This window comes from Flavobacterium tyrosinilyticum (assembly GCF_023656565.1).
Taxonomy (GTDB): domain Bacteria; phylum Bacteroidota; class Bacteroidia; order Flavobacteriales; family Flavobacteriaceae; genus Flavobacterium; species Flavobacterium tyrosinilyticum.
In genome coordinates, this window is the sequence record NZ_JAMOKG010000003.1 from 1213456 (window position 1) to 1232696 (window position 19241).

Annotated in this window: 15 protein-coding genes; 5 read left to right on the forward strand and 10 right to left on the reverse strand. The window is 33.8% G+C overall.

All coding sequences use genetic code 11. The features are described 5' to 3' along the window. The first annotated feature begins 5 nt into the window (after positions 1-5). Positions 6-1985, forward strand: a complete 1980-nt coding sequence (locus tag NCC77_RS19495; protein ID WP_250837090.1) for a retaining alpha-galactosidase — start codon at positions 6-8, stop codon at positions 1983-1985. A 59-nt stretch (positions 1986-2044) separates the two neighbouring features. Here NCC77_RS19495 and mgrA read toward each other — a convergent pair whose 3' ends face one another. From mgrA to NCC77_RS19515, 4 genes are all read right to left on the reverse strand, one after another. Then, positions 2045-3001 carry an L-glyceraldehyde 3-phosphate reductase gene (mgrA, locus tag NCC77_RS19500; RefSeq protein ID WP_250837091.1) on the reverse strand — a complete coding sequence of 319 codons (957 nt, stop codon included), beginning with the start codon at positions 2999-3001 and terminating at the stop codon, positions 2045-2047. Between the two features lie 198 nt (positions 3002-3199). Beyond that, positions 3200-5497 (reverse strand): beta-glucosidase BglX, encoded by a 2298-nt coding sequence (gene bglX, locus NCC77_RS19505; protein ID WP_250837092.1) that lies wholly within the window; start codon positions 5495-5497, stop codon positions 3200-3202. A gap of 406 nt (positions 5498-5903) precedes the next feature. Then, positions 5904-7289, reverse strand: coding sequence for a sialate O-acetylesterase (locus NCC77_RS19510; protein ID WP_250837093.1), 1386 nt, complete (start codon positions 7287-7289; stop codon positions 5904-5906). Then, the gene (locus tag NCC77_RS19515; protein ID WP_250837094.1) at positions 7279-8379 is read right to left on the reverse strand and encodes an SGNH/GDSL hydrolase family protein; all 1101 of its coding nucleotides are present in this window, start codon (positions 8377-8379) and stop codon (positions 7279-7281) included. Before NCC77_RS19515 ends, NCC77_RS19510 begins: the two co-directional genes overlap by 11 nt. Before the next feature lie 216 nt (positions 8380-8595). Here NCC77_RS19515 and NCC77_RS19520 point away from each other — a divergent pair, with 216 nt between their 5' ends. Further along, positions 8596-9096 carry a C40 family peptidase gene (locus NCC77_RS19520; protein ID WP_250837095.1) on the forward strand — a complete coding sequence of 167 codons (501 nt, stop codon included), beginning with the start codon at positions 8596-8598 and terminating at the stop codon, positions 9094-9096. 143 nt (positions 9097-9239) lie between these two features. Here NCC77_RS19520 and NCC77_RS19525 read toward each other — a convergent pair whose 3' ends face one another. Further along, positions 9240-10820 carry a L,D-transpeptidase family protein gene (locus tag NCC77_RS19525; protein WP_250837096.1) on the reverse strand — a complete coding sequence of 527 codons (1581 nt, stop codon included), beginning with the start codon at positions 10818-10820 and terminating at the stop codon, positions 9240-9242. Positions 10821-10988: 168 nt separating this feature from the next. Beyond that, complete coding sequence (locus NCC77_RS19530) at positions 10989-11408, reverse strand: DUF1573 domain-containing protein (protein ID WP_250837097.1); 420 nt, start codon at positions 11406-11408, stop codon at positions 10989-10991. Between the two features lie 164 nt (positions 11409-11572). Between NCC77_RS19530 and NCC77_RS19535 the strand changes: the two genes are divergently transcribed. After that, positions 11573-12838: a sensor histidine kinase gene (locus NCC77_RS19535; protein WP_250837098.1), complete on the forward strand. Its 1266-nt coding sequence runs from the start codon at positions 11573-11575 to the stop codon at positions 12836-12838. Further along, positions 12835-13521: a response regulator transcription factor gene (locus NCC77_RS19540; protein WP_250837099.1), complete on the forward strand. Its 687-nt coding sequence runs from the start codon at positions 12835-12837 to the stop codon at positions 13519-13521. The genes NCC77_RS19535 and NCC77_RS19540 overlap by 4 nt, the downstream gene beginning before the upstream one ends. 158 nt (positions 13522-13679) lie before the next feature. Here the strand turns inward: NCC77_RS19540 and NCC77_RS19545 are convergent, their stop codons facing one another. Continuing rightward, entirely contained in the window at positions 13680-13985 is a 306-nt protein-coding gene (locus tag NCC77_RS19545; protein WP_250837100.1) for a GIY-YIG nuclease family protein, read from the reverse strand. 95 nt (positions 13986-14080) lie between these two features. Between NCC77_RS19545 and NCC77_RS19550 the strand changes: the two genes are divergently transcribed. Further along, positions 14081-14845 (forward strand): MBL fold metallo-hydrolase, encoded by a 765-nt coding sequence (locus tag NCC77_RS19550; protein ID WP_250837101.1) that lies wholly within the window; start codon positions 14081-14083, stop codon positions 14843-14845. On the opposite strand, the gene NCC77_RS19555 is transcribed toward NCC77_RS19550, so the two are convergent. The 3 genes from NCC77_RS19555 to NCC77_RS19565 all read right to left on the reverse strand — a co-directional run bounded on the left by NCC77_RS19555 (position 14842) and on the right by NCC77_RS19565 (position 19239). Further along, a complete protein-coding gene (locus NCC77_RS19555) occupies positions 14842-17040 on the reverse strand; it encodes a B12-binding domain-containing radical SAM protein (RefSeq protein ID WP_250837102.1) in 2199 nt (732 codons plus the stop codon). The genes NCC77_RS19550 and NCC77_RS19555 overlap by 4 nt on opposite strands. Positions 17041-17205: 165 nt before the next feature. Continuing rightward, the gene (locus NCC77_RS19560) at positions 17206-18564 is read right to left on the reverse strand and encodes an alpha/beta hydrolase family protein (RefSeq protein ID WP_250837103.1); all 1359 of its coding nucleotides are present in this window, start codon (positions 18562-18564) and stop codon (positions 17206-17208) included. A gap of 12 nt (positions 18565-18576) precedes the next feature. After that, complete coding sequence (locus NCC77_RS19565; RefSeq protein ID WP_250837104.1) at positions 18577-19239, reverse strand: SdpI family protein; 663 nt, start codon at positions 19237-19239, stop codon at positions 18577-18579. Positions 19240-19241: the final 2 nt, after the last annotated feature.

Genomic DNA, 19241 nt, shown 5'->3' on the forward strand with positions numbered 1-19241 from the left:
TCCAGATGAAAAATATATTTATTCTTTTTTGTTTACTATTCCTAAATCTTTCTTTTTCTCAACAAAAACAGAGCTTTACAGTTAGTTCACCTAATGGAAAAATCGAAGTTAAAATTGCAGTAAATGATAAAATTTCATGGTCAATTTCGCATGAAAAAGATTTGATTTTAGCGCCATCAGAAATGTCTTTGACTTTGGATGAAAATCAGATTTTAGGAAAAAATCCTGTTGTTTTAAATTCGAAAAAAGAAAGTATAAATACTTCTTTTGAAACGCCTTTGTACAAAAAGAAAACGGTCAAAGACCAATACAACAAACTGATTCTAAATTTTAAAAATGATTTCGCTCTTGAATTTCGTGTTTTTGATGATGGGGCTGCCTATCGTTTCATCACAAAAAAGAAAAAAGAGATTACAGTTAAAGATGAAGAAGTGGTTCTAAATTTTGATCAGGATTACAATACTTTGATGCCGTATGTACGAGATTTAAGAAATCCGAAAGATCAGTTTATTTCTTCGTTTGAATCGCATTATGAAAACAAAAAAATAAGTGAATTTGCTAAAGATACTTTGGCGTTTTTACCTTTTTTGATTGATTATAAAAACCATAAAAAAGCCGTTTTTCTAGAAGCTGATCTCGAAGATTATGCCGGATTATTTGTCACAAATAATAAAAACAAAACAGGTTTTGAATCTCGTTTTTCTAAATATCCAACTCAAGAAAACAACGGCGGATTTAATTACCTCAACAAACTAATTACCGAAAGAGCTGATTATTTGGTAAAAACAAAAGGAACGAGAACTTTTCCGTGGCGAGCGATTGTCATTTCTGAAAATGATGCTGCTTTAGCCAATAACGATATGGTTCAGAAATTAGCGGAACCTTCTACAATAAAGGACATTTCATGGATAAAACCAGGAAAAGTCGCTTGGGATTGGTGGAACGATTGGAATATTTACAATGTAGATTTTAAAGCGGGAATTAATACGCAGACGTATAAATATTATATTGATTTTGCTTCTAAAAATAAGGTCGAATATGTCGTTTTAGACGAAGGATGGAGCATTGAAACCGACATTATGAAACATAATCCGAATGTGGATCTGGAAGCTTTAATCGCTTACGCGAAAGAACGAAACGTTGGCATTATTTTGTGGGCTTCATGGATGGCTTTGCATGAAAATATTGATCGCGTTTTTGACAATTATGCAAAACTGGGCGTAAAAGGTTTTAAAGTAGATTTTATTGACCGTGACGATGCCAAAATGGTCAATTCGGTTTATGATATTGCACAAAAAGCAGCCAATCATAAATTGATTATTGATTTTCACGGAATGTACAAACCAACTGGAATTCAGAGAACGTATCCAAATATTTTAAATTTTGAAGGCGTAAAAGGTTTAGAAAATAATAAATGGACTGCAAATGACGATGTTCCGCTTTATGATACCACAATTCCGTTTATTCGAATGATGGCTGGACCAATGGACTACACGCCTGGTGCTATGCGAAATGCTACCAAAAGCGAATTCAAACCAAGTCATTCTACTCCAATGAGTCAGGGAACAAGATGCCATCAATTGGCATTGTACACTATTTTTGAAGCACCTTTGCAAATGATGGCTGATAGTCCGACCGCTTTTATTAAAGAGCAGGAAAGCACAGACTTTATTGCTAAAGTTCCAACTATTTTTGATGAAACTGTTGCCTTAGACGGAGAAGTTGGAAAATTCGTTTCTATCGCTAGAAGAAAAGGAAACACTTGGTACTTAGGCGCAATAACAAACTGGGATTCTAGAGATATTACAATTGATTTTTCTTTCCTTGAAAAAGGCAAAAAATTCCAAGCCGAAATTTTCTCAGATGGAATAAATGCAGATAAAGCTGCGACCGATTATAAAAAAGAGATTATTACTGTTGATTCGATAACCAAGTTAAAATATCGTTTGGCTAGCGGAGGCGGATTGGCGATGATTATTAAATAAAAAAAAGGAGAACATTTAGTTCTCCTTTTTTTATCATTTCACATTTTACAAATAACATTTTACGCTAATATCTTCTCAATCGCATTCAATTCATCCTGCGAAAATTCCGTATTCTGAAGACAATCAATATTATTACACAATTGTTTTACAGAACTCGCGCCAATTAAAACAGACGTAATTCGTTTGTCTTTTTGCAGCCAAGCCAAAGCCATTTGCGCCAAAGATTGGTTTCTATTCTGAGCAATTTCATTCAGCTGAATTAATTTCTGAATACGTTCCTGCGTCACCTCATCTTCTTTCAAATGTCCGTTTGGATTATGTGCTCTTGAATTTTGAGGAATTCCCTTTAAATATTTATCGGTTAAAAGTCCTTGTGCCAAAGGCGAAAACGCAATACAGCCTACTCCTTTTTCTTCCAAAACATCCAATAAACCATTTTCAACCCAGCGCTCCAACATGGAGTATTTTGCCTGATGAATCAAACATGGGGTTCCCAATTGTTTCAAAACATCAACTGCAACTCGAGTCTGTTCTGCAGAATAATTACTGATTCCAACATACAAAGCTTTGCCGCTTCTTACAGCGTGATCCAAAGCCATCATCGTTTCTTCAATCGGAGTTTCTGGATCTGGACGATGCGAATAAAAAATATCTACATAATCGATGCTCATTCGTTTCAAACTCTGATCTAGACTAGAAAGCAAATATTTTCTAGAGCCCCAATCTCCATAAGGTCCGTTCCACATCGTATAACCTGCTTTTGTAGAAATCACGATTTCATCACGCAGATTTCCCTGAAAATTATGCCATAAGATTTTACCAAAATTCTCTTCAGCAGAACCTGGAACTGGCCCGTAATTATTCGCTAAATCAAAATGAGTAATTCCTTTATCAAAAGCTTCAATGGCAATACTTTCGGCATTTTCAAAATTATCAACCGAACCGAAGTTATGCCATAATCCTAAAGAAATTTCTGGAAGCAATAAACCACTTTTGCCACATCTGTTATATTTCATGTTTATAATTTAAAAGTTGAAGTTTTAATAGATTTTAAAGGTAGAAAAAAATACTAAGTTTTGCCACAAAGACTCTAAGACACAAAGATTTTTATCCAAAAATGAAATCGCCACGAATTCACGAATTTTTAAACAATAAATTCGTGAATTCGTGGCGAAAAAAACTTAGCGTCTTAGAGTCTTTGTGGCAAAAACCTTTTACTCTTTAATTTCAAAACCATCCTGCAAACCTTTATCAGAGCTTCCTCCAACCATGATTTTAAAAGTTCCCGGTTCTAATAAATAAGCTCCTTCATTATTATAAAAACCAAGTTCTTTATCTGTCAAAGTAAACTTTACCGTTTTAGTTTCTCCTTTTTTCAGATTAACCAATCCAAAACCTTTCAATTCTTTTATTGGGCGAACGATACTTGCAAATTCATCATGAATGTATAATTGAACTACTTCTTTTCCATCGTAATTTCCTGAGTTGGTAACTTCAACACTTACCTCAACTTTTTCCCCTTTTGCAAAAGCCGTTTTATTCAATTTCAAATTTTTATAATCGAAAGTCGTGTAGCTTAAACCAAAACCAAACGGAAATTGAGGCGTTTTCTCTACATCCATATAATGCGACCAGAAAACATTTTTATCGCTGTCTATCGGTCTTCCTGTGCTGTATTTGTTGTAATAAATTGGCACCTGCCCTACATTTCTTGGAAACGACATTGGCAATTTTCCACTCGGATTGTAATCTCCGTATAAAACCTGCGCAACTGCATTCCCAGTCTGCGTTCCTAAATGCCAAGCTTCTACAATTGCTGGAACATTTTCTGCTGCCCATGGAATACTCAACGGACGACCATTGTTTAAAACCAAAACGACATTCGGGTTTACTTTATAAATTTCTTCTAATAATTCCTGCTGTAAACCAGGCAAGTTCAAATCAGTTCTACTTCTTCCCTCACCGCTTTGGAAACCATATTCTCCTAAAACCATTACCACAACATCTGCGTTTTTCGCCGCTTTTTTTGCTGCTTCAAATCCGCTTTTATCTGTTGTATTGAAAACTGTTTCCGTTAAGAAAGTAGCTTTCTGTTTCAATAAATCAACACCTTTTTCAAAAGTTAGTTGATTGTCTTTATATTGTTGCATTCCTTCTAAAACCGAAACTGCTGTATCATCAGAAGCAGCAATTCTCCAACTTCCTAGCGGACTGTTTTTATCATTTGCCAAAGCTCCAATCAAAGCTATTTTCTGTCCGGATTTCTTTAGCGGAAGCAAATTCTTTTCATTTTTTAATAAAACGATCGATTTTTTCGCCATATCCAAAACGCCATCGTTATTGGCTTTACTTCCAACCACTTCTTTCTCGCGCTTTTCATCACAATATCTATACGGATCATCAAATAATCCTAATTCAAATTTTACGCGCAAAATTCTACGGACAGCATCATCAACCAAGGCTTCTTTTACTTTTCCTGATTTTACTAAATCGACCAGTTTTGCCACATATAAATACGATTCCATATCCATATCAGAACCTGCAATTACTGCTTTTGCCGTTGCATCGGCTTCGTCTTTTGCATATCCATGCGCAATCATTTCACGAATCGAAGCGTAATCCGAAATTACAAATCCGTCAAACTTCCATTTTCCTTTTAAAATATCTCTTTGTAAAAAAGCATTTCCAGTTGCCGGAACACCATTCAACGTATTAAACGAATTCATAAACGTACGAACTCCCGCTTCAACCGTTGCTTCAAAAGGAGGCAAAACCGAATTGTACAATTTAGAATTACTGATATCTACAATATTATATTCTAATCCTGCTTCAACATAACCATAAGCAGCAAAGTGTTTCGCACAAGCCGCAATCGTATTTACTTTGGCCAAATCTGCAATGGTTTCTCCTTGAAAACCTTTCACACGAGCATAACCCACTTTACTTCCTAAATAAGGATCTTCTCCTGCACCTTCCATTACACGCCCCCAGCGCGCATCGTTTGCAACGTCAACATTTGGTCCAAAAGTCCAATTGATTCCAGATGCCGAAGCTTCATCTGCCGCAATCGCCGCCGATTTTTTAATCGCTTCCAAATCCCAACTTGCCGCTTCTGCCAACGGAATCGGACTTAACGTTTTATAACCATGTATTACGTCAAAACCAATAATTAATGGAATTCCCAATCGCGTTTCTTCAACCGCAATTTTCTGTACAGCACGAACTTCTTTTACGCCACGAACCGTCAGCATCGATCCAACCAATCCTTTTCTTAAATGTTCGTATTTTAATTCGGCTGTTCCGCCTTTTGGCGCAGGTCCAGTAACATCCCAAAAACCATTATATTGGTTCATCTGTCCCACTTTTTCCTCCAGCGTCATTAATGGCAAAAGCAAATCTATACGTTGCTCAACAGTTTTATTTTTATCCAGATACGGCTTTTTTTGTGCACTCATATTTCCAACAGTAAACAGGGAAAATACCCCAATAATTAGTATTTGTTTATTTTTCATAGTGGTTTAGTTAGTTTTTCTTTAAGATTCTAAGGTTCTGAGACGCTGAGATTCTAAGTTTTTGTTGGGCGTGTCCCGCTGAAAAAGCGGGTCGGGCTATCCGTTTCAAGTCCTCGCTCTTCCTTCGTCAGGCTGTGGGCTTTCCACTGCTATCCCTCACGCAAATCGTTTTCAAAAGAGCGTTTTTGTTTACCTTGTCATCCTGAGGAACGAAGGATCACATTAGAAACTCCGTACAGAACTTCGCCAAACTTTGTCGAGTTTAGTGTGTGATCCTTCGTTCCTCAGGATGACAAACTTCATGTCTCACTTTGCGGGGCTTCGACTTCGCTCAGCCTGACAAAACAGTTCTACAATCTAAAATCTACATTCTCTATTCTATGTTCTATTTTCTATTTTCTAAAATCTAAAATCCTTCAGTCGTAAAACAAGAAGCCGGCAAATTCGCTTTATTAAACAAATCCGACTGCGTTGTATTTCCCCATGCAAATCTCACTTTTGCAGGAGAAGATACTTTTTTACTTGTCAAAATCACTTCGTTATTTTTAATCGAAGCTTCGGCTGTATAGAAAACTCCATCACTTCCAGCCACTTCAAATTGATTCGATTTTTTATCTTTAAAATAAAGTCCATCAGCATAATCAAAAGAAACAATTGCCTTGTTTTTTTCAATCTTAACCTCTTTAAACAATGGACCATTTACCAAGTTTGAATTGGTTTTATACGTTTCCTTCAAAGCCAGATTCGCTAAACGAATTCCAACTGATTTTTTGTTTTTGGGATGAATATCAATCGTATCCGAAATATCGCTAATCACAACCATTCCTGTTTTTGGAACTTCTTTCAATAATTTTCTTTGAGAATTTCTTACCGTTACATTTGAGAAATTATTAGAACCCGTTTTAAACGGCGCTATCTGAACATAGTAAAACGGAAAATTATCATTCCATTCCTTTCTCCAAGAAGTAATTAAAGCTCCCAGAGTTTTATCATAAACCAAAGAACCCACATTTGATTCTCCCTGATACCAAAGCGTTCCTGCAATTTTAAATCCCACAATCGGGTAAATCATGGCATTGTAAGCACGTCCTGGCTGTCTTGGTCCGTATTCCTGTTCGTTTAGTTTTTTAGCATTTTCTAATAAAAGCGGATCATTATTTACCACCTCTTCTGGCATCCAGATTTCTGCAGGAGTTCCTCCCCAATTGGAAGAAATTAATCCGATTGGAACATTTTTTAAATCTTCGCGAAGGCGTTTGGCAAAAAAGTAACCAATAGCGCTAAAATATTTCATCGTTTCCGGAGTCGATTCTGTCCAGTTTCCCAACAAATTATTCTGCGGACTTGTAGCGGTTAATTTCGGAACCGTAAAAAATCGAATGTTTGGATTCGTTGCATTTTTCATTTCTTCTTCACCGTCATCAATTCCCCAGCTTACCGACATTTCCATATTCGATTGACCAGAACAAAGCCAAACTTCTCCAATCAAAATATTTTTTAGAACCACTTCATTGTAACCTTTTATCGAAATTGCAAAAGGTCCGCCAGCCTCTGGAGTTTTAATCGTGATTTCCCATTTCGCCTGATTATTGGCCACGGTTTTATACTCCTGATTGTTCCAACTCGAAGCCAGTTTAATTTCTTCTTTCGGATTTGCCCAACCCCAAATTTTCACTTCAGAGTTGCGCTGTAAAACCATATTATCACTAAAAATATTCGGAAGCGAAACGTTTGCCATCATAGTACTGGAAATCAATAAAAAGAAAACAAACTTATAGATATTATTTTTCATTTAGTAACTTCTTTAAAAATGGAGCATATTCGTCTGCCAAAACCTTATGATCTGCCACATCTGGATGTCCAGAACATCCATTTGGAGTCATCGGTTTGAATTTAAAAATCTGAATGGGCTTATGCGCTTTATCATTTGCGAAAGCGGTTTTAACTTTATTTAGGCAATCTTCAAAAACAACTCCTCTTTCTCCTCCAACCATTGGACTATTTGTAATTACAATCTGTACTTTCGGATTATGCTTATAAAGCATTTTGATGAAGTTTACATAATTAGAAACATACTTTTCAGCGTTAAATGGAAGACGTTCTTTTTTGCCATCTCCACCAGAAAAATCATTTGTTCCTAAAGCAATGCTGATAATATCGGGCTGAAAAGCAAAATCATATTTAGGTTTTGAAGCGTCTTTCGTCAGATATAAATTTGGATAAGCATCAGGCATTATAACTTCGTCTTTATTCTCGTCATTCCAATTTCTGTACATTCCAATTCCAGAAACGCAACTCATTAAATAATCAACACCAATCTCTCTTGAAAGTGTTGGACCGTAAGCATAATAACTATTGTGGTGATCGTAATATTCTCCTTTATCACAAGGAATTTCAGAACCATCGCTTGCTGCACCGCAAGTAATCGAATCTCCGATAAACTCGATTTTCTTTTTCTTTTTAAACGAAATTGACGTCAGCTTTGCCGTTGTTCCAGCGAACAAAACTCCGCCTGTATGCGCTTCTGTGTTTTTATAAATTTCTAAACGATGTTCTTTCTGATTTGAAGTAATCTTTATTGGAAAAGATTGAGCCGCACCTTTTTCAATTCTAATTTTCCCAATATATTTTCCATCCAAAACCAATTGCACATAATTATGATGTTGATAAGAATCAACACTTTGAAGTGAAATAGAACATTCATTTCCAGTAAAATTGAAAGAAACAGAAGAAGCAGTTCCAATCAAAATGATAGTATCATGCTGTAATTTTTCTATGCGACCTTGATACAAGAAAGTTTTATTTGAATTTAGTGTTTGTGAGTTCGAAATGATCGAAATCAGCAAAAACGAAATTAAAAGTGCTATTTTTTTAGGAAACATAATTTATTTGTTAAAATCTAAATACGATTCACAAATATATTGGAAAGAGATTATCTAAAAAGATACTAAAATGTCAAAAAGTAATAAAAAAACACCACATAAACACATCAATTTTCGATCGAAGAGCGTTAATTCTTACAATTGAAACAAATAGTATTCTATTGAAATTCTAGATTTAAGCCTTATCTTTACCATTTAACCCTTTTTGTATACAAAATGAGATCACATTTTTTTATTTTTCTATCAGCCTTTATTCTATTTTCCTCTTTTAATTTTAAAAAGAAGGAAAAGGAAAACCTACCGCAAACTCCAACTGAAATTAATCGTGATTCTCTAATTGTTTATGCAAAAAAATATTTAGGAACGCCTTATGTATACGCGAGCAGTAATCCGCAAAAAGGTTTTGATTGTTCGGGTTTTGTGAGTTATGTGTTTAAAAATTTTGGAATGACGCTTCCTAGAAGTTCAAGCGGCTATAAAAACATCGGTAAAACTTTAAAACCAGAAGAATTTAAAGTTGGAGATATTTTGGTTTTCTACGGATATAAAGACAAAACTACTATTGGACATCTTGGAATAATCTGCGAAGCCAACGGAATGCACTCGAAATTTATTCACGCTTCTTCAGGAAAAGCACAGCAAGTCACTATTACTTCACTTGACACAGAACACTACACCAAACGTTTTTATAAATGTGTTGATGTTTTGTCTAAATAGTTTTTTTGCTGTTTACACTAAATTTATTTTCACGCAGATTTAAAAAAGATTTAAGCAGATAAGCGCAGATCTTTTTATTTCATAACTTAAAAAAATCTAATTAAATCAGCTTTAATCTGCTAAATCTGCGTGAAATTCATTTTCTATTCTTCAGTCAATAATTTGATAAGACTTTCATCTCTTCCGTAAATATCTTTATAGAAATTTAGATTTCCTTCGCGATCTACCCAAGCCGTAAAGTAACCAATGTAAACTGGAACTTTTTTCTTTAAAGTGTACCAGCTTTCTTTTCCGGCGTGCATGGCTTTATCAATTCTTTCAGGATTCCATTGCGGATCTACTTTTAATAATTCAATTGCCAATTCGCGTGGTTTTGCAACACGCACACAGCCGTGACTAAACGCTCGGCTTTCTCTTTCGAACAAACTTTTTGAAGGCGTATCGTGCAAGTAAATATTACTTGAATTTGGAAATAAAAACTTTACCAATCCTAAAGAATTATTTTTTCCTGGAAGCTGACGAACTGCGCCGTTATTCCATTCTAGATTTTTTTTCTGCAAATAGTTTTTATCTTTTGCCATTCCAGGCTTAATCTCCGATTTGATAATACTTGGCGGCACATTCCAATACGGACTGAACACAATATTGCTCATCATTCCGCTAAAAATAACCGTTTTTGTCATCGCTCGTCCCACCACAACTGGCGACACAAAAGCGATTTTTCCGTCTTCAACTATATATAATTTAAATTCAGGAATATTAACTTCAATGTATTTTTGACCTTTTTCTAATTCAGGATCAATCCAACGGCAACGCTCCATATTAGCAATAATCGTTTTAATGCGTTCCGAAACTAGAATATTCAAGTCGTTAATGTGTTCTAATAAAATGGTGTTTTTGGGAGTATATCCATGACGAACTTCATAGCTTTTCATTGCTTTCATTAAAGTCGTATCGCAAACCGCACTTTTATTATCTTCTTTAAGATCTTTGGTCACAAAAAGCCTTTCTCTTATCTGAGTCACAACATTTGATGAATCGCCAACTTTTAGAGCTTTATAATCTTCATCTGCTTCGATCGTTTTCCAACCTCCATTTTTTTCAATTTCTCTATACTCTTTTAGAGCGTCACGAAGTTTGTAGTATTGGCTGAACATCTTTTTTTTCTTATCATCCAAAATGGTTGATTTTTTAAAGATAGAATCAGAAAGCACTTGGTAATTGAACTTTTTGCGAGGTAAAAGCCATTCTAAAGAAATACTAGTTTTTTCATCAAAACCCGCATATACTTTTTCGGCATAATAGTAATACAAGTTAGAAAGCAGTAAGTCGGTATCTTCTTTGGATAATTTCTTGGTTGGATTATTTTCGAAAACAGAATTTAGTTCTTCTTTATAAGGATAATTTGCTTTCAATCCTTCTTGACCTAAATTTTTGTATTGATTGAATAATGTATTTCCAAACTCAACTACTCCTTTATTATCCTGCCACAATTGAGTTGATTTGTTTTTTTGATATAAAGAAATGACATCGCCTTTAAATTTCTCCAGTTTTGGATAATTTTCATAAAACTTTGCGATTCGGGCAGTATCAATAGTAAGTTTTAATTCTGGGATTTTTTCAACTGTTTTTATCGCTTTTTCCTCTTTTTTATCCGCTTTCGAATTACACGAAAAAACAACGAAAAAAGCAACAGCAATTATAGGCGTATACCAAATTTTCATAGCTTAAAATTTTTGAATAAAAGTAGAAAAAATTCTATTAAAACAAAGTTCTCGGCAATAATTCTTAATACTTATTTTTTTGAAGTTTAAACGGTTAATAAAAAAATAAAAGCTCCAAACAATTTTCATGTCTGGAGCTTTCGCCATATAACCAACCTATTAAAATTCTTAGATAACTGTACCTTTTAAAGTAAGCACTTTTGGTGTTGTTTCTGCACTAGTTGTTACCGTAACTGTTTTTGTAAAAGCACCTTTATTTGCAGCATTGTAAGTTGCAGTAACTTTTGCAGATTTACCTGGCTGAATTGGTTCTTTTGTGTAATCTGTAGCTGTACATCCGCAAGAACCTTGAACGTTTGTAATAACTACAGCTGTTTTTCCTGTATTTTTAAATTCGTAAACAATTGCTTTTGGAGTTCCCTGCGGAATTTGTCCAACATCAATTGTTTCTGCTTTCCAAACAATTGTTGAAGCAGCAGTAGTTTCTGAAACTTCATTCTCTGAAACTAAAGATTGTACTGGTGCAATTGCCGAAAAAGACATTAGGCCTAAAGCCAAAGCTAACATCGAAATTTTGATCATTTTCATAACTGATATATTTAAAATGGTTTGTAGTTCATTTTGATATTACAAAGGTAATTCAGACAAAATCAAATTGCTGTTAACCGCTTTCAAACGTTTGTTAATGACTTGTTAATCGCTTATTTTCAGGCTAAAATTGATTAATATTACACTCTCAAAATTTGTTATTCTTGAAAATTAATAAACTCAACAGCATCATTCTCTTAGGATTGGTAGCCATCATTAGTATTTTGGTTGCACAATTGTTATGGACAAAAGAGGCTTTTACAATTGAACAAAAAAAACTTAGCCAGAAAGCCCATATTGCTTTGTTGGAAGTGGCTAAAAAATTATACGAAGGAACCAACCACGAACTGCCGGTTGAAAATCCCGTTCAGAAAATTGCAAACGACTATTATATTGTAAATGTAGATAACGAATTTGAACCTGACATTTTAGAATTTTATCTAAAGACAGAATTCAAAAAAATGAACATCACGACCGATTTCGAATACGCGATGTACAATTGTCAAAGCGACGAAATGATTTATGGTGATTATATTTCACTATATAAGAAAAAAGCAGAATGCAAAAAGACCGTTTATTTTCCTAAACATAAAAATCTGGTCTATTATTTTGCCGTTCGTTTTCCAAATGAAACTACTTATTTATTTAGTTCGATGCGATTTTGGTTTATACTTTCAACGGCATTGATTCTGATTTTATTGATTTACGTTTATTCGATTTTTAAGCTTTTACAGCATAAAAAATATTCGGAACTGCAGCGTGATTTCATTAATAATATGACGCATGAATTTAAAACACCTCTGGCTTCAATTCTTATTGCTTCTAAATATTTAATTGAACAAAAACCTATTAAAGAAGACAAAAAACTATATACCTACACCGATATTATTATCAATCAAGGAAATAAATTAAACGGCCACATCGAAAAGATTTTAAACATCGCAAAATCCGATTATGCTCCATTAGAACTTAAAAAAGAAAGTATTTTAATTGTGCCTATAATTGAAGAAGCAATTGAGAACATCCAATTAAAATATCCTGAAGCTTCTATTAAAATCGAAACTTCTTCAAAAGAATATCTGCTGGAAACCGATATTTTTCATTTTGGTAATTTAGTTTATAATTTACTGGATAACGCAGTGAAATATTGTAATGAAAAACCAGAAATTACCATTAAATTCACAGAAGAAAACAATTGTTTAAAACTGGAATTTATAGATAACGGAATTGGAATTAATCCTAAAAAAATATCTTTTATCTTTGATAAGTTTTATAGAGTTCAAAATGAAAAGAGCAATGAAGTTAACGGATTTGGACTCGGTTTATATTATGTAAAAGAAATCTGCAGTCTGCAAAACTGGAAAATAAAAGCCGAAAACAATAAAGAAAAAGGTGTTACTATAACTTTATCAATTCCTAACAAAAAATGAGAAACTTCAAAATACTATATGCCGAAGACGACGAAACCCTTGCGTTTTTAACCAAAGATAATTTGGAGCAAAATAATTATGAAGTTATTCATTGTTCTGACGGAAAATCTGCGCTTAAAATTTTTGAAGAAGAAGAGTTTGATGTTTGCATTTTTGATATTATGATGCCAAAAATGGATGGTTTTGAGCTTGCTGAAGCAGTTAGAAAAATTGACGTCGATGTTCCAATTATTTTCCTTTCAGCTAAAACTTTAAAAGAAGACCGCATTAAAGGCCTTCGTATCGGTGCAGATGATTATTTGGTAAAACCTTTCAGCATTGAAGAATTACTGCTGAAAATTGAAATTTTCTTGAAACGTTCACAAAAAAATGTTTCTCCTGCAAAAACAATTTATGAAGTAGGAAAATATCATTTTGACACTAAAAATTTCATTCTTTTTAATGATGAAGAAAAGGTTGGTTTAACTCAGCGTGAAGCCGAATTATTAAAACTTTTTCTAGATCATAAAAATTCTGTTTTGAAAAGAGAACAAATTTTAACGTCTTTATGGGGAACCGACGACTATTTTATGGGAAGAAGTTTGGATGTTTTCATTTCCCGTCTTCGTAAAATCCTTGCCAATGAAGAAGGAATTTCGATTGAAAACCTTCATGGAATTGGGTTTAGGTTTTCGATTGGGTAGAACTTCCAGAGTTCTATAAACGCATAGTTTGTCATTCCGACGGAGGAGGAATCTCCGCGACAATATTCTACAAAGCTATTCCAATCTTTGGCGAGCTACTTGCGGAGATTCCTCGTTCCTGGGAATGACATATGAGACTTGAAATACTTTCTTTTCAGTTAATAATCTAAAAATTCCAACTCAGGATTCATAGTTTTAACTAAAGCAATTTTCTTTTCCCTTCTCCACCCTTTAATTTCTTTTTCTCTTGCAATTGCTTCTTGAATCCAAGTAAATTTTTCATAATAAAGCAAAAATTCAACATTATATTTCGAAGCAAAAGTTTGGCTTTCCAACAAAATATTCTCTTTGTGCTTCATTATTCTTTTCTTTAAATTATTGGTAACTCCAACATAAAAAACAGATTTCGCTTTATTTGTCAGAATATAAATGAAATAGGTATGAAATCCTTCTTGTAAATGCATAAACTTAAATAATAACAATTCTGCTAAAAATAAAGAAAAATCTGTAAATTATTTTTCAAAAAACTTTGTATTTTTAATATCTAATTTTCTTGGATATGAAATTACATCATTTGCGAAATGCCTCTTTGGTAATTGAAACAGAAAAGCATGTCATTTTAGTTGACCCAATGTTAGGTAAAAGAAAAACAATTCCGCCTTTTACTATTTTCAGATACAAACCGAAACGAAATCCTTTGGTGGCTTTGCCAAAAAACAGTCGTGACATTTTAAGTCGAGTGACGCATTGTTTGATTACACATTTGCATCCTGATCATATAGACAAAGCTGGTGAAGTTTTTTTAAGAAGAAAAAGCATTCCTGTAATTTGCAGTTCTAAAGATGAAAAAGCTCTTGTGCAAAGAGGTCTTAGTGTAATTCAGACTCTTGAATATTGGGAACCGCAAAAATTTCTGGATGGAAAAATTACCGGAATTCCAGCCATTCACGGTTATGGTTTCATTGCCAAATTAATGGGGAATGTAATGGGTTTTCTTATTGAATTAGCCGATCAAAAATCGATTTACATCAGTTCTGATACTATTTTTACAGAACATGTAAATAAAGTTTTAACGCAATTTAAACCCGACATTTCGATTGTTGCTTGTGGTACTGCAAGATTAGATATCGGCCAACCTTTGTTAATGCGAATGGACGACATTTTAAAGTTCGTAACACTTGCTCCTGGAAAAGTCCTTGCCAATCATTTAGAAGCTTTAAATCATTGCCCAACCACAAGATTGCAATTAAGAACTGCTCTTTCAGATCATGGTCTTTTAAACAAAACTTCTATTCCGAATGACGGAGAATGTATTGAATATTAAAGTACCAATAACCCAAATTCACGCAAAGTGTTTATAGGTTTAGAATACCAAAACAACTCGAAATCTTCCAAAGAAGTTTCAAAATCATTTTTGACTTCTTGAAAAGTATAATTTTTAGAACCTGAAACGCCTATTTTCGATAAAATGGAAACTAGCCACTCGCCTTCTTCTTTTCCGGTTTGAATATTGAAACTTTCTTTTTTATCATGAAAAGTTAGCGACATCATTTCCCAGCTTCTTCCTTTTTTTGATTTTGTGAAGATTTCTGCAGCAGGTTTTCCTCCAAGCCAAACCACTTTTGCATTTGGTTTTGTATTGAAATCGTTTTGTTCTTCTAATGCATTAAAAATAAAATCAGGGTGAATTTTGGTTTTCGGAATTTTAAAATCGAACCAATCTTGCAATTCGTAATCAAAACAGATTCCGTGCATGAAATTGAAAAGCGATTTCTTTAATCCGAAACTAAATTTATCGTGATTGATTCCTGTTGAATCAGTATACTCAATGTCGTTATTTGCAAAAGTTCCAATTGTTTCTGTTTTTTTTGTTACACCAAATTGCTCTGGATACAATCCAACCGGACTATGAGCCGTCAACGCAAATTGATGCCAAAATCCAGATTGTAAAACTCCAGCTTCAAACAATTGGCGAACCATTTCTAGACTATCTACCGTTTCTTGAATGGTTTGGGTGGGATATCCGTACATTAAATACGCATGAACCATGATTCCTGCTTCGGTAAAATTACGAGTCACTTTTGCGACTTGCTCAACATTTACTCCTTTGTCTATCAGTTTCAATAATCGATCTGAAGCAACTTCTAAACCTCCTGAAACGGCAATACAACCTGAAGCTTTCAGCAATAGACATAAATCTTTTGAAAAACTTTTTTCAAAACGAATATTGGTCCACCAAGTTACGGCTAGCTTTCTTTTTAGAATTTCAAGCGCCAAAGCACGCATTAAAGCTGGCGGTGCGGCTTCATCAACAAAATGAAATCCGTTCTGACCTGTTTTTTCGATCAATTCTTCTATTCGGTCGCATAGCAAACTTGCCGCAACGGGCTCATATACTTTGATGTAATCTAAAGAAATATCGCAGAAAGTACATTTTCCCCAATAACAGCCATGTGCCATGGTGAGCTTATTCCATCTTCCATCGCTCCACATTCTATGCATCGGATTAACAATTTCGATCACCGAAATATATTTATCCAAAGGCAGATCTGAATAATCAGGCGTTCCTACATAAGCTTGTTTATAATCGTGTTTTAAAGAATTGTTTTTATAGACTACTTCTCCATTTTCTAATAAAAATGTTCTTTTGAAAGAATTCGAATCTGGGTTTTCTAAATGAAAAATTAATTCTTCGATTGGAACTTCTCCATCATCTAAAGTGATAAAATCGAAAAATTCGAAAACACGTTTATCAGAAAGCGAACGCAATTCGGTATTAGGAAAACCTCCTCCCATTGAAATTTTAATTTCTGGATGATTTTCTTTTACCCATTGCGCACATCTAAATGCGCTATATAAATTCCCTGGAAAAGGAACAGAAATTAGAAATAAAGTTGGTCTTACCGCTTCGATTTTAGCTTTTAAAAGCGAAATTAAAATCGAATCGATATAAGTTGGTTCTTGCTGTAAGGCTTCATACAATTCATCAAAAGAATTGGCGCTTCGCCCTAAACGTTCGGCATAGCGGCTGAAACCAAAATTCTCATCAACACATTCTACAATAAAATCTGAAATATCTTCAAGATATAAAGTTGCCAAATGTTTTGCTTTGTCTTGTGTTCCCATTGTTCCAAAAGCCCAATCGAGTTCTTCTAATTGTGCAAAACGAGAAGCTTCTGGCAGAAAATCTTCCTGACAAATCTGTAGAGCCAAAGTTGGATTTTTACCTTGCAAAAACTGAATTACAGAATCGATTGTTTTGATATATTCGTCTTGAAGAGCAAAAATTCTTTTAGAGTTATCGGAGACATCAGAACCTGAAACCTGAAACTCTGAAACCTGAAACAAATTTAAAAGTCCTTTCTTCGAAAACAATTCTAAAATCACATCAATACCCAAATCAGCCTGAACCGATTCTATATTTTTAGTATTCAGAAAACCTTTTATATACGCCGTTGCCGGATACGGGGTATTCAGTTGTGTAAATGGCGGCGTAATTACAAAAAGTTTTGTTTTCAAAAGAGAATTATTTTTTTGCAAAAATACGGGATATCTAGGAATTATCGAGAAAAGATTTTGAAAAGAACTTTTACAAAAGAAACCAAAAAAGTTTGCAAAGATTTACATGAATGAAAAAACTCACTTTAAAAATCTTTGCAAACTTTTTTGATATAAACTAAACTTTTATTTGGCCTGAATTAAAACCCAACTCGAAATTTCTTCTAAAGCTATTGGCGAAAAAGTTTGTTCAATAGTGGCATATTCAGTTGGAGAACCTGTCTTACATTCTTGAAATAAGTGATTTAAATTTGGGAATTCTTTCGTTGTTACTTTCTTATTTCCCGCTTCTGTCAAAACTTTTTTAATATTTTCAAGATTAACTTGGGCTGGAACCTGCAAATCTTTACTTCCGTTAAGTGCCAAAACCGGACATTTTACTTTTTCTAAAAAAGGCTTTGGATCAAGTTTTAAAAGAGCATAATACCACGGACTTGTAATTTGATCTGTAGTGGTTTTAGCCATATCATCATTTCCTAATTTTGATTTAAAATACGAATTGACTTTGGCTTTCAAATCATCATCATTAACAGTGCTTTGAATAATAAGATCATAAGCACCTTTAAAATTTTCTTTACTCTGCTCTACCACTGCATCTGGAACTCCCATTTGTTTTTCTAGTAATTCTCTTTGCAAAAGCAGCAATTTATCGCCACGAATTCCTGGTCCGGCAAGTAGAACTATAAATTTAACATCTTTAGAATTTCCGGCTATAATTGGAGCAATTATGCCGCCTTCGCTATGTCCGATTAAACCAATTTTATTTTTATCGATTTCTTTTCTCGTTTTCAAATAATCTACTCCAGCTTGCACATCTTTTGCAAAATCCATAGTAGTTGCTTTTTTAAAATCGCCAGTAGATTGACCAAAACCGCGATCATCAAAACGTAAAACAGCTATTCCTTTTTTGGTAAGATAATCTGCTAAAACTAAAAATGGTTTGTGCCCTAGCATTTCTTCATCTCGATTTTGCATGCCACTTCCAGAAATCAAAATAACTACAGGAAAATTACCTTCTTTTTTAGGCATTGATAACGTTCCTGCTAGAGTCACTTTATCTGTTTTATTTTCAAATTTTACATCCTCTGTATAATAAGAAAATGGCTGTTTAGGTTCCTGAGGTTTTGCAACTTCCACATTTCCTTTTGTCAAATTAAGATCTAATGTATGTCCGTTTTGAATCAATTTTCCAACAAAAACATTATCAGCACCTAACCTTCCTTCGTATACACCCCCGATAGTTGCAATATTTAATTTTAATACCGAATTTTCAAAAGCAGTAGAGGCAACAGAAATTCCTTTTGCATTTTGATCTGGACTATCCAATGTAGAACTATAGCCTTTTTCTGTTTTAGTAATATTAAATAAAACCCTTAGCTCATTATTTTGAATTTTTAAAACACCATTCCATTGTCCTGAAATATCTTGTCCTAACGATTTTGAAGAACTAAAAATTATCAATATAAAAAGTATTATTTTTTTCATTTCGATGTTTAATTAAAGATTGTTTTCGTTTTTTTCTAAACTTTTAAACTTAAAATAGGAATAAATGATAGGAACAAAAGCAATGGTAACACCAATACCTACAAAAATTTTAGAAAAATTAAATCCCGAAAACAACAAGCCTCCCAAGATGAAAATAAAGCCAGCCGCAAGCCATAATTTTCCTGCAAAAGAATGCGTAGCTTTCCACACTTGCTGATTTTCTAGTGTCCACGGTGTGCGAATTCCAATAAAATAATTCGGTTGAATAACTTTAAAATAATTTCCGAAAATTATTAGTAAAATTCCAACTGCAACATACATTAAACCCGGACTCGAAAAAGATTGATTTTTGGTTATATAAACAATAAATGTAGCCAGCAAAGACATAAATAAAACCAAGAAAAATTTAAGCTGATAAAACTTTCTCCCCATTAATGAAATTCTTTTTTTAGGATCAATTTTAGATGCTGCCGTCATTAGAGCATACATTAAAACTGGAAGCATAGAAACTAGAAACAGTAAACTAATCTTATCTCCCCAATTGTCAATTTGCCCTTCGTAATTCCAATGTATAGGAACTCTCTCGGGAAGACTATTCCAAACTGTTGCCAAATAAATAAAAGGAATTAAAACAATTCCAATTATAGGGAGTTCTTTTTTTAATTCTAGATTCATAT

What these genes read in the sequence shown, in the direction of transcription:
- NCC77_RS19495 (WP_250837090.1), top strand. Translation starts at nt 6, where the DNA reads ATGAAAAATATATTTATTCTTTTTTGTTTACTATTCCTAAATCTTTCT.
- mgrA (WP_250837091.1), bottom strand. Translation starts at nt 3,001, where the DNA reads ATGAAATATAACAGATGTGGCAAAAGTGGTTTATTGCTTCCAGAAATT.
- bglX (WP_250837092.1), bottom strand. Translation starts at nt 5,497, where the DNA reads ATGAAAAATAAACAAATACTAATTATTGGGGTATTTTCCCTGTTTACT.
- NCC77_RS19510 (WP_250837093.1), bottom strand. Translation starts at nt 7,289, where the DNA reads ATGAAAAATAATATCTATAAGTTTGTTTTCTTTTTATTGATTTCCAGT.
- NCC77_RS19515 (WP_250837094.1), bottom strand. Translation starts at nt 8,379, where the DNA reads ATGTTTCCTAAAAAAATAGCACTTTTAATTTCGTTTTTGCTGATTTCG.
- NCC77_RS19520 (WP_250837095.1), top strand. Translation starts at nt 8,596, where the DNA reads ATGAGATCACATTTTTTTATTTTTCTATCAGCCTTTATTCTATTTTCC.
- NCC77_RS19525 (WP_250837096.1), bottom strand. Translation starts at nt 10,820, where the DNA reads ATGAAAATTTGGTATACGCCTATAATTGCTGTTGCTTTTTTCGTTGTT.
- NCC77_RS19530 (WP_250837097.1), bottom strand. Translation starts at nt 11,408, where the DNA reads ATGAAAATGATCAAAATTTCGATGTTAGCTTTGGCTTTAGGCCTAATG.
- NCC77_RS19540 (WP_250837099.1), top strand. Translation starts at nt 12,835, where the DNA reads ATGAGAAACTTCAAAATACTATATGCCGAAGACGACGAAACCCTTGCG.
- NCC77_RS19545 (WP_250837100.1), bottom strand. Translation starts at nt 13,985, where the DNA reads ATGCATTTACAAGAAGGATTTCATACCTATTTCATTTATATTCTGACA.
- NCC77_RS19550 (WP_250837101.1), top strand. Translation starts at nt 14,081, where the DNA reads ATGAAATTACATCATTTGCGAAATGCCTCTTTGGTAATTGAAACAGAA.
- NCC77_RS19560 (WP_250837103.1), bottom strand. Translation starts at nt 18,564, where the DNA reads ATGAAAAAAATAATACTTTTTATATTGATAATTTTTAGTTCTTCAAAA.
- NCC77_RS19565 (WP_250837104.1), bottom strand. Translation starts at nt 19,239, where the DNA reads ATGAATCTAGAATTAAAAAAAGAACTCCCTATAATTGGAATTGTTTTA.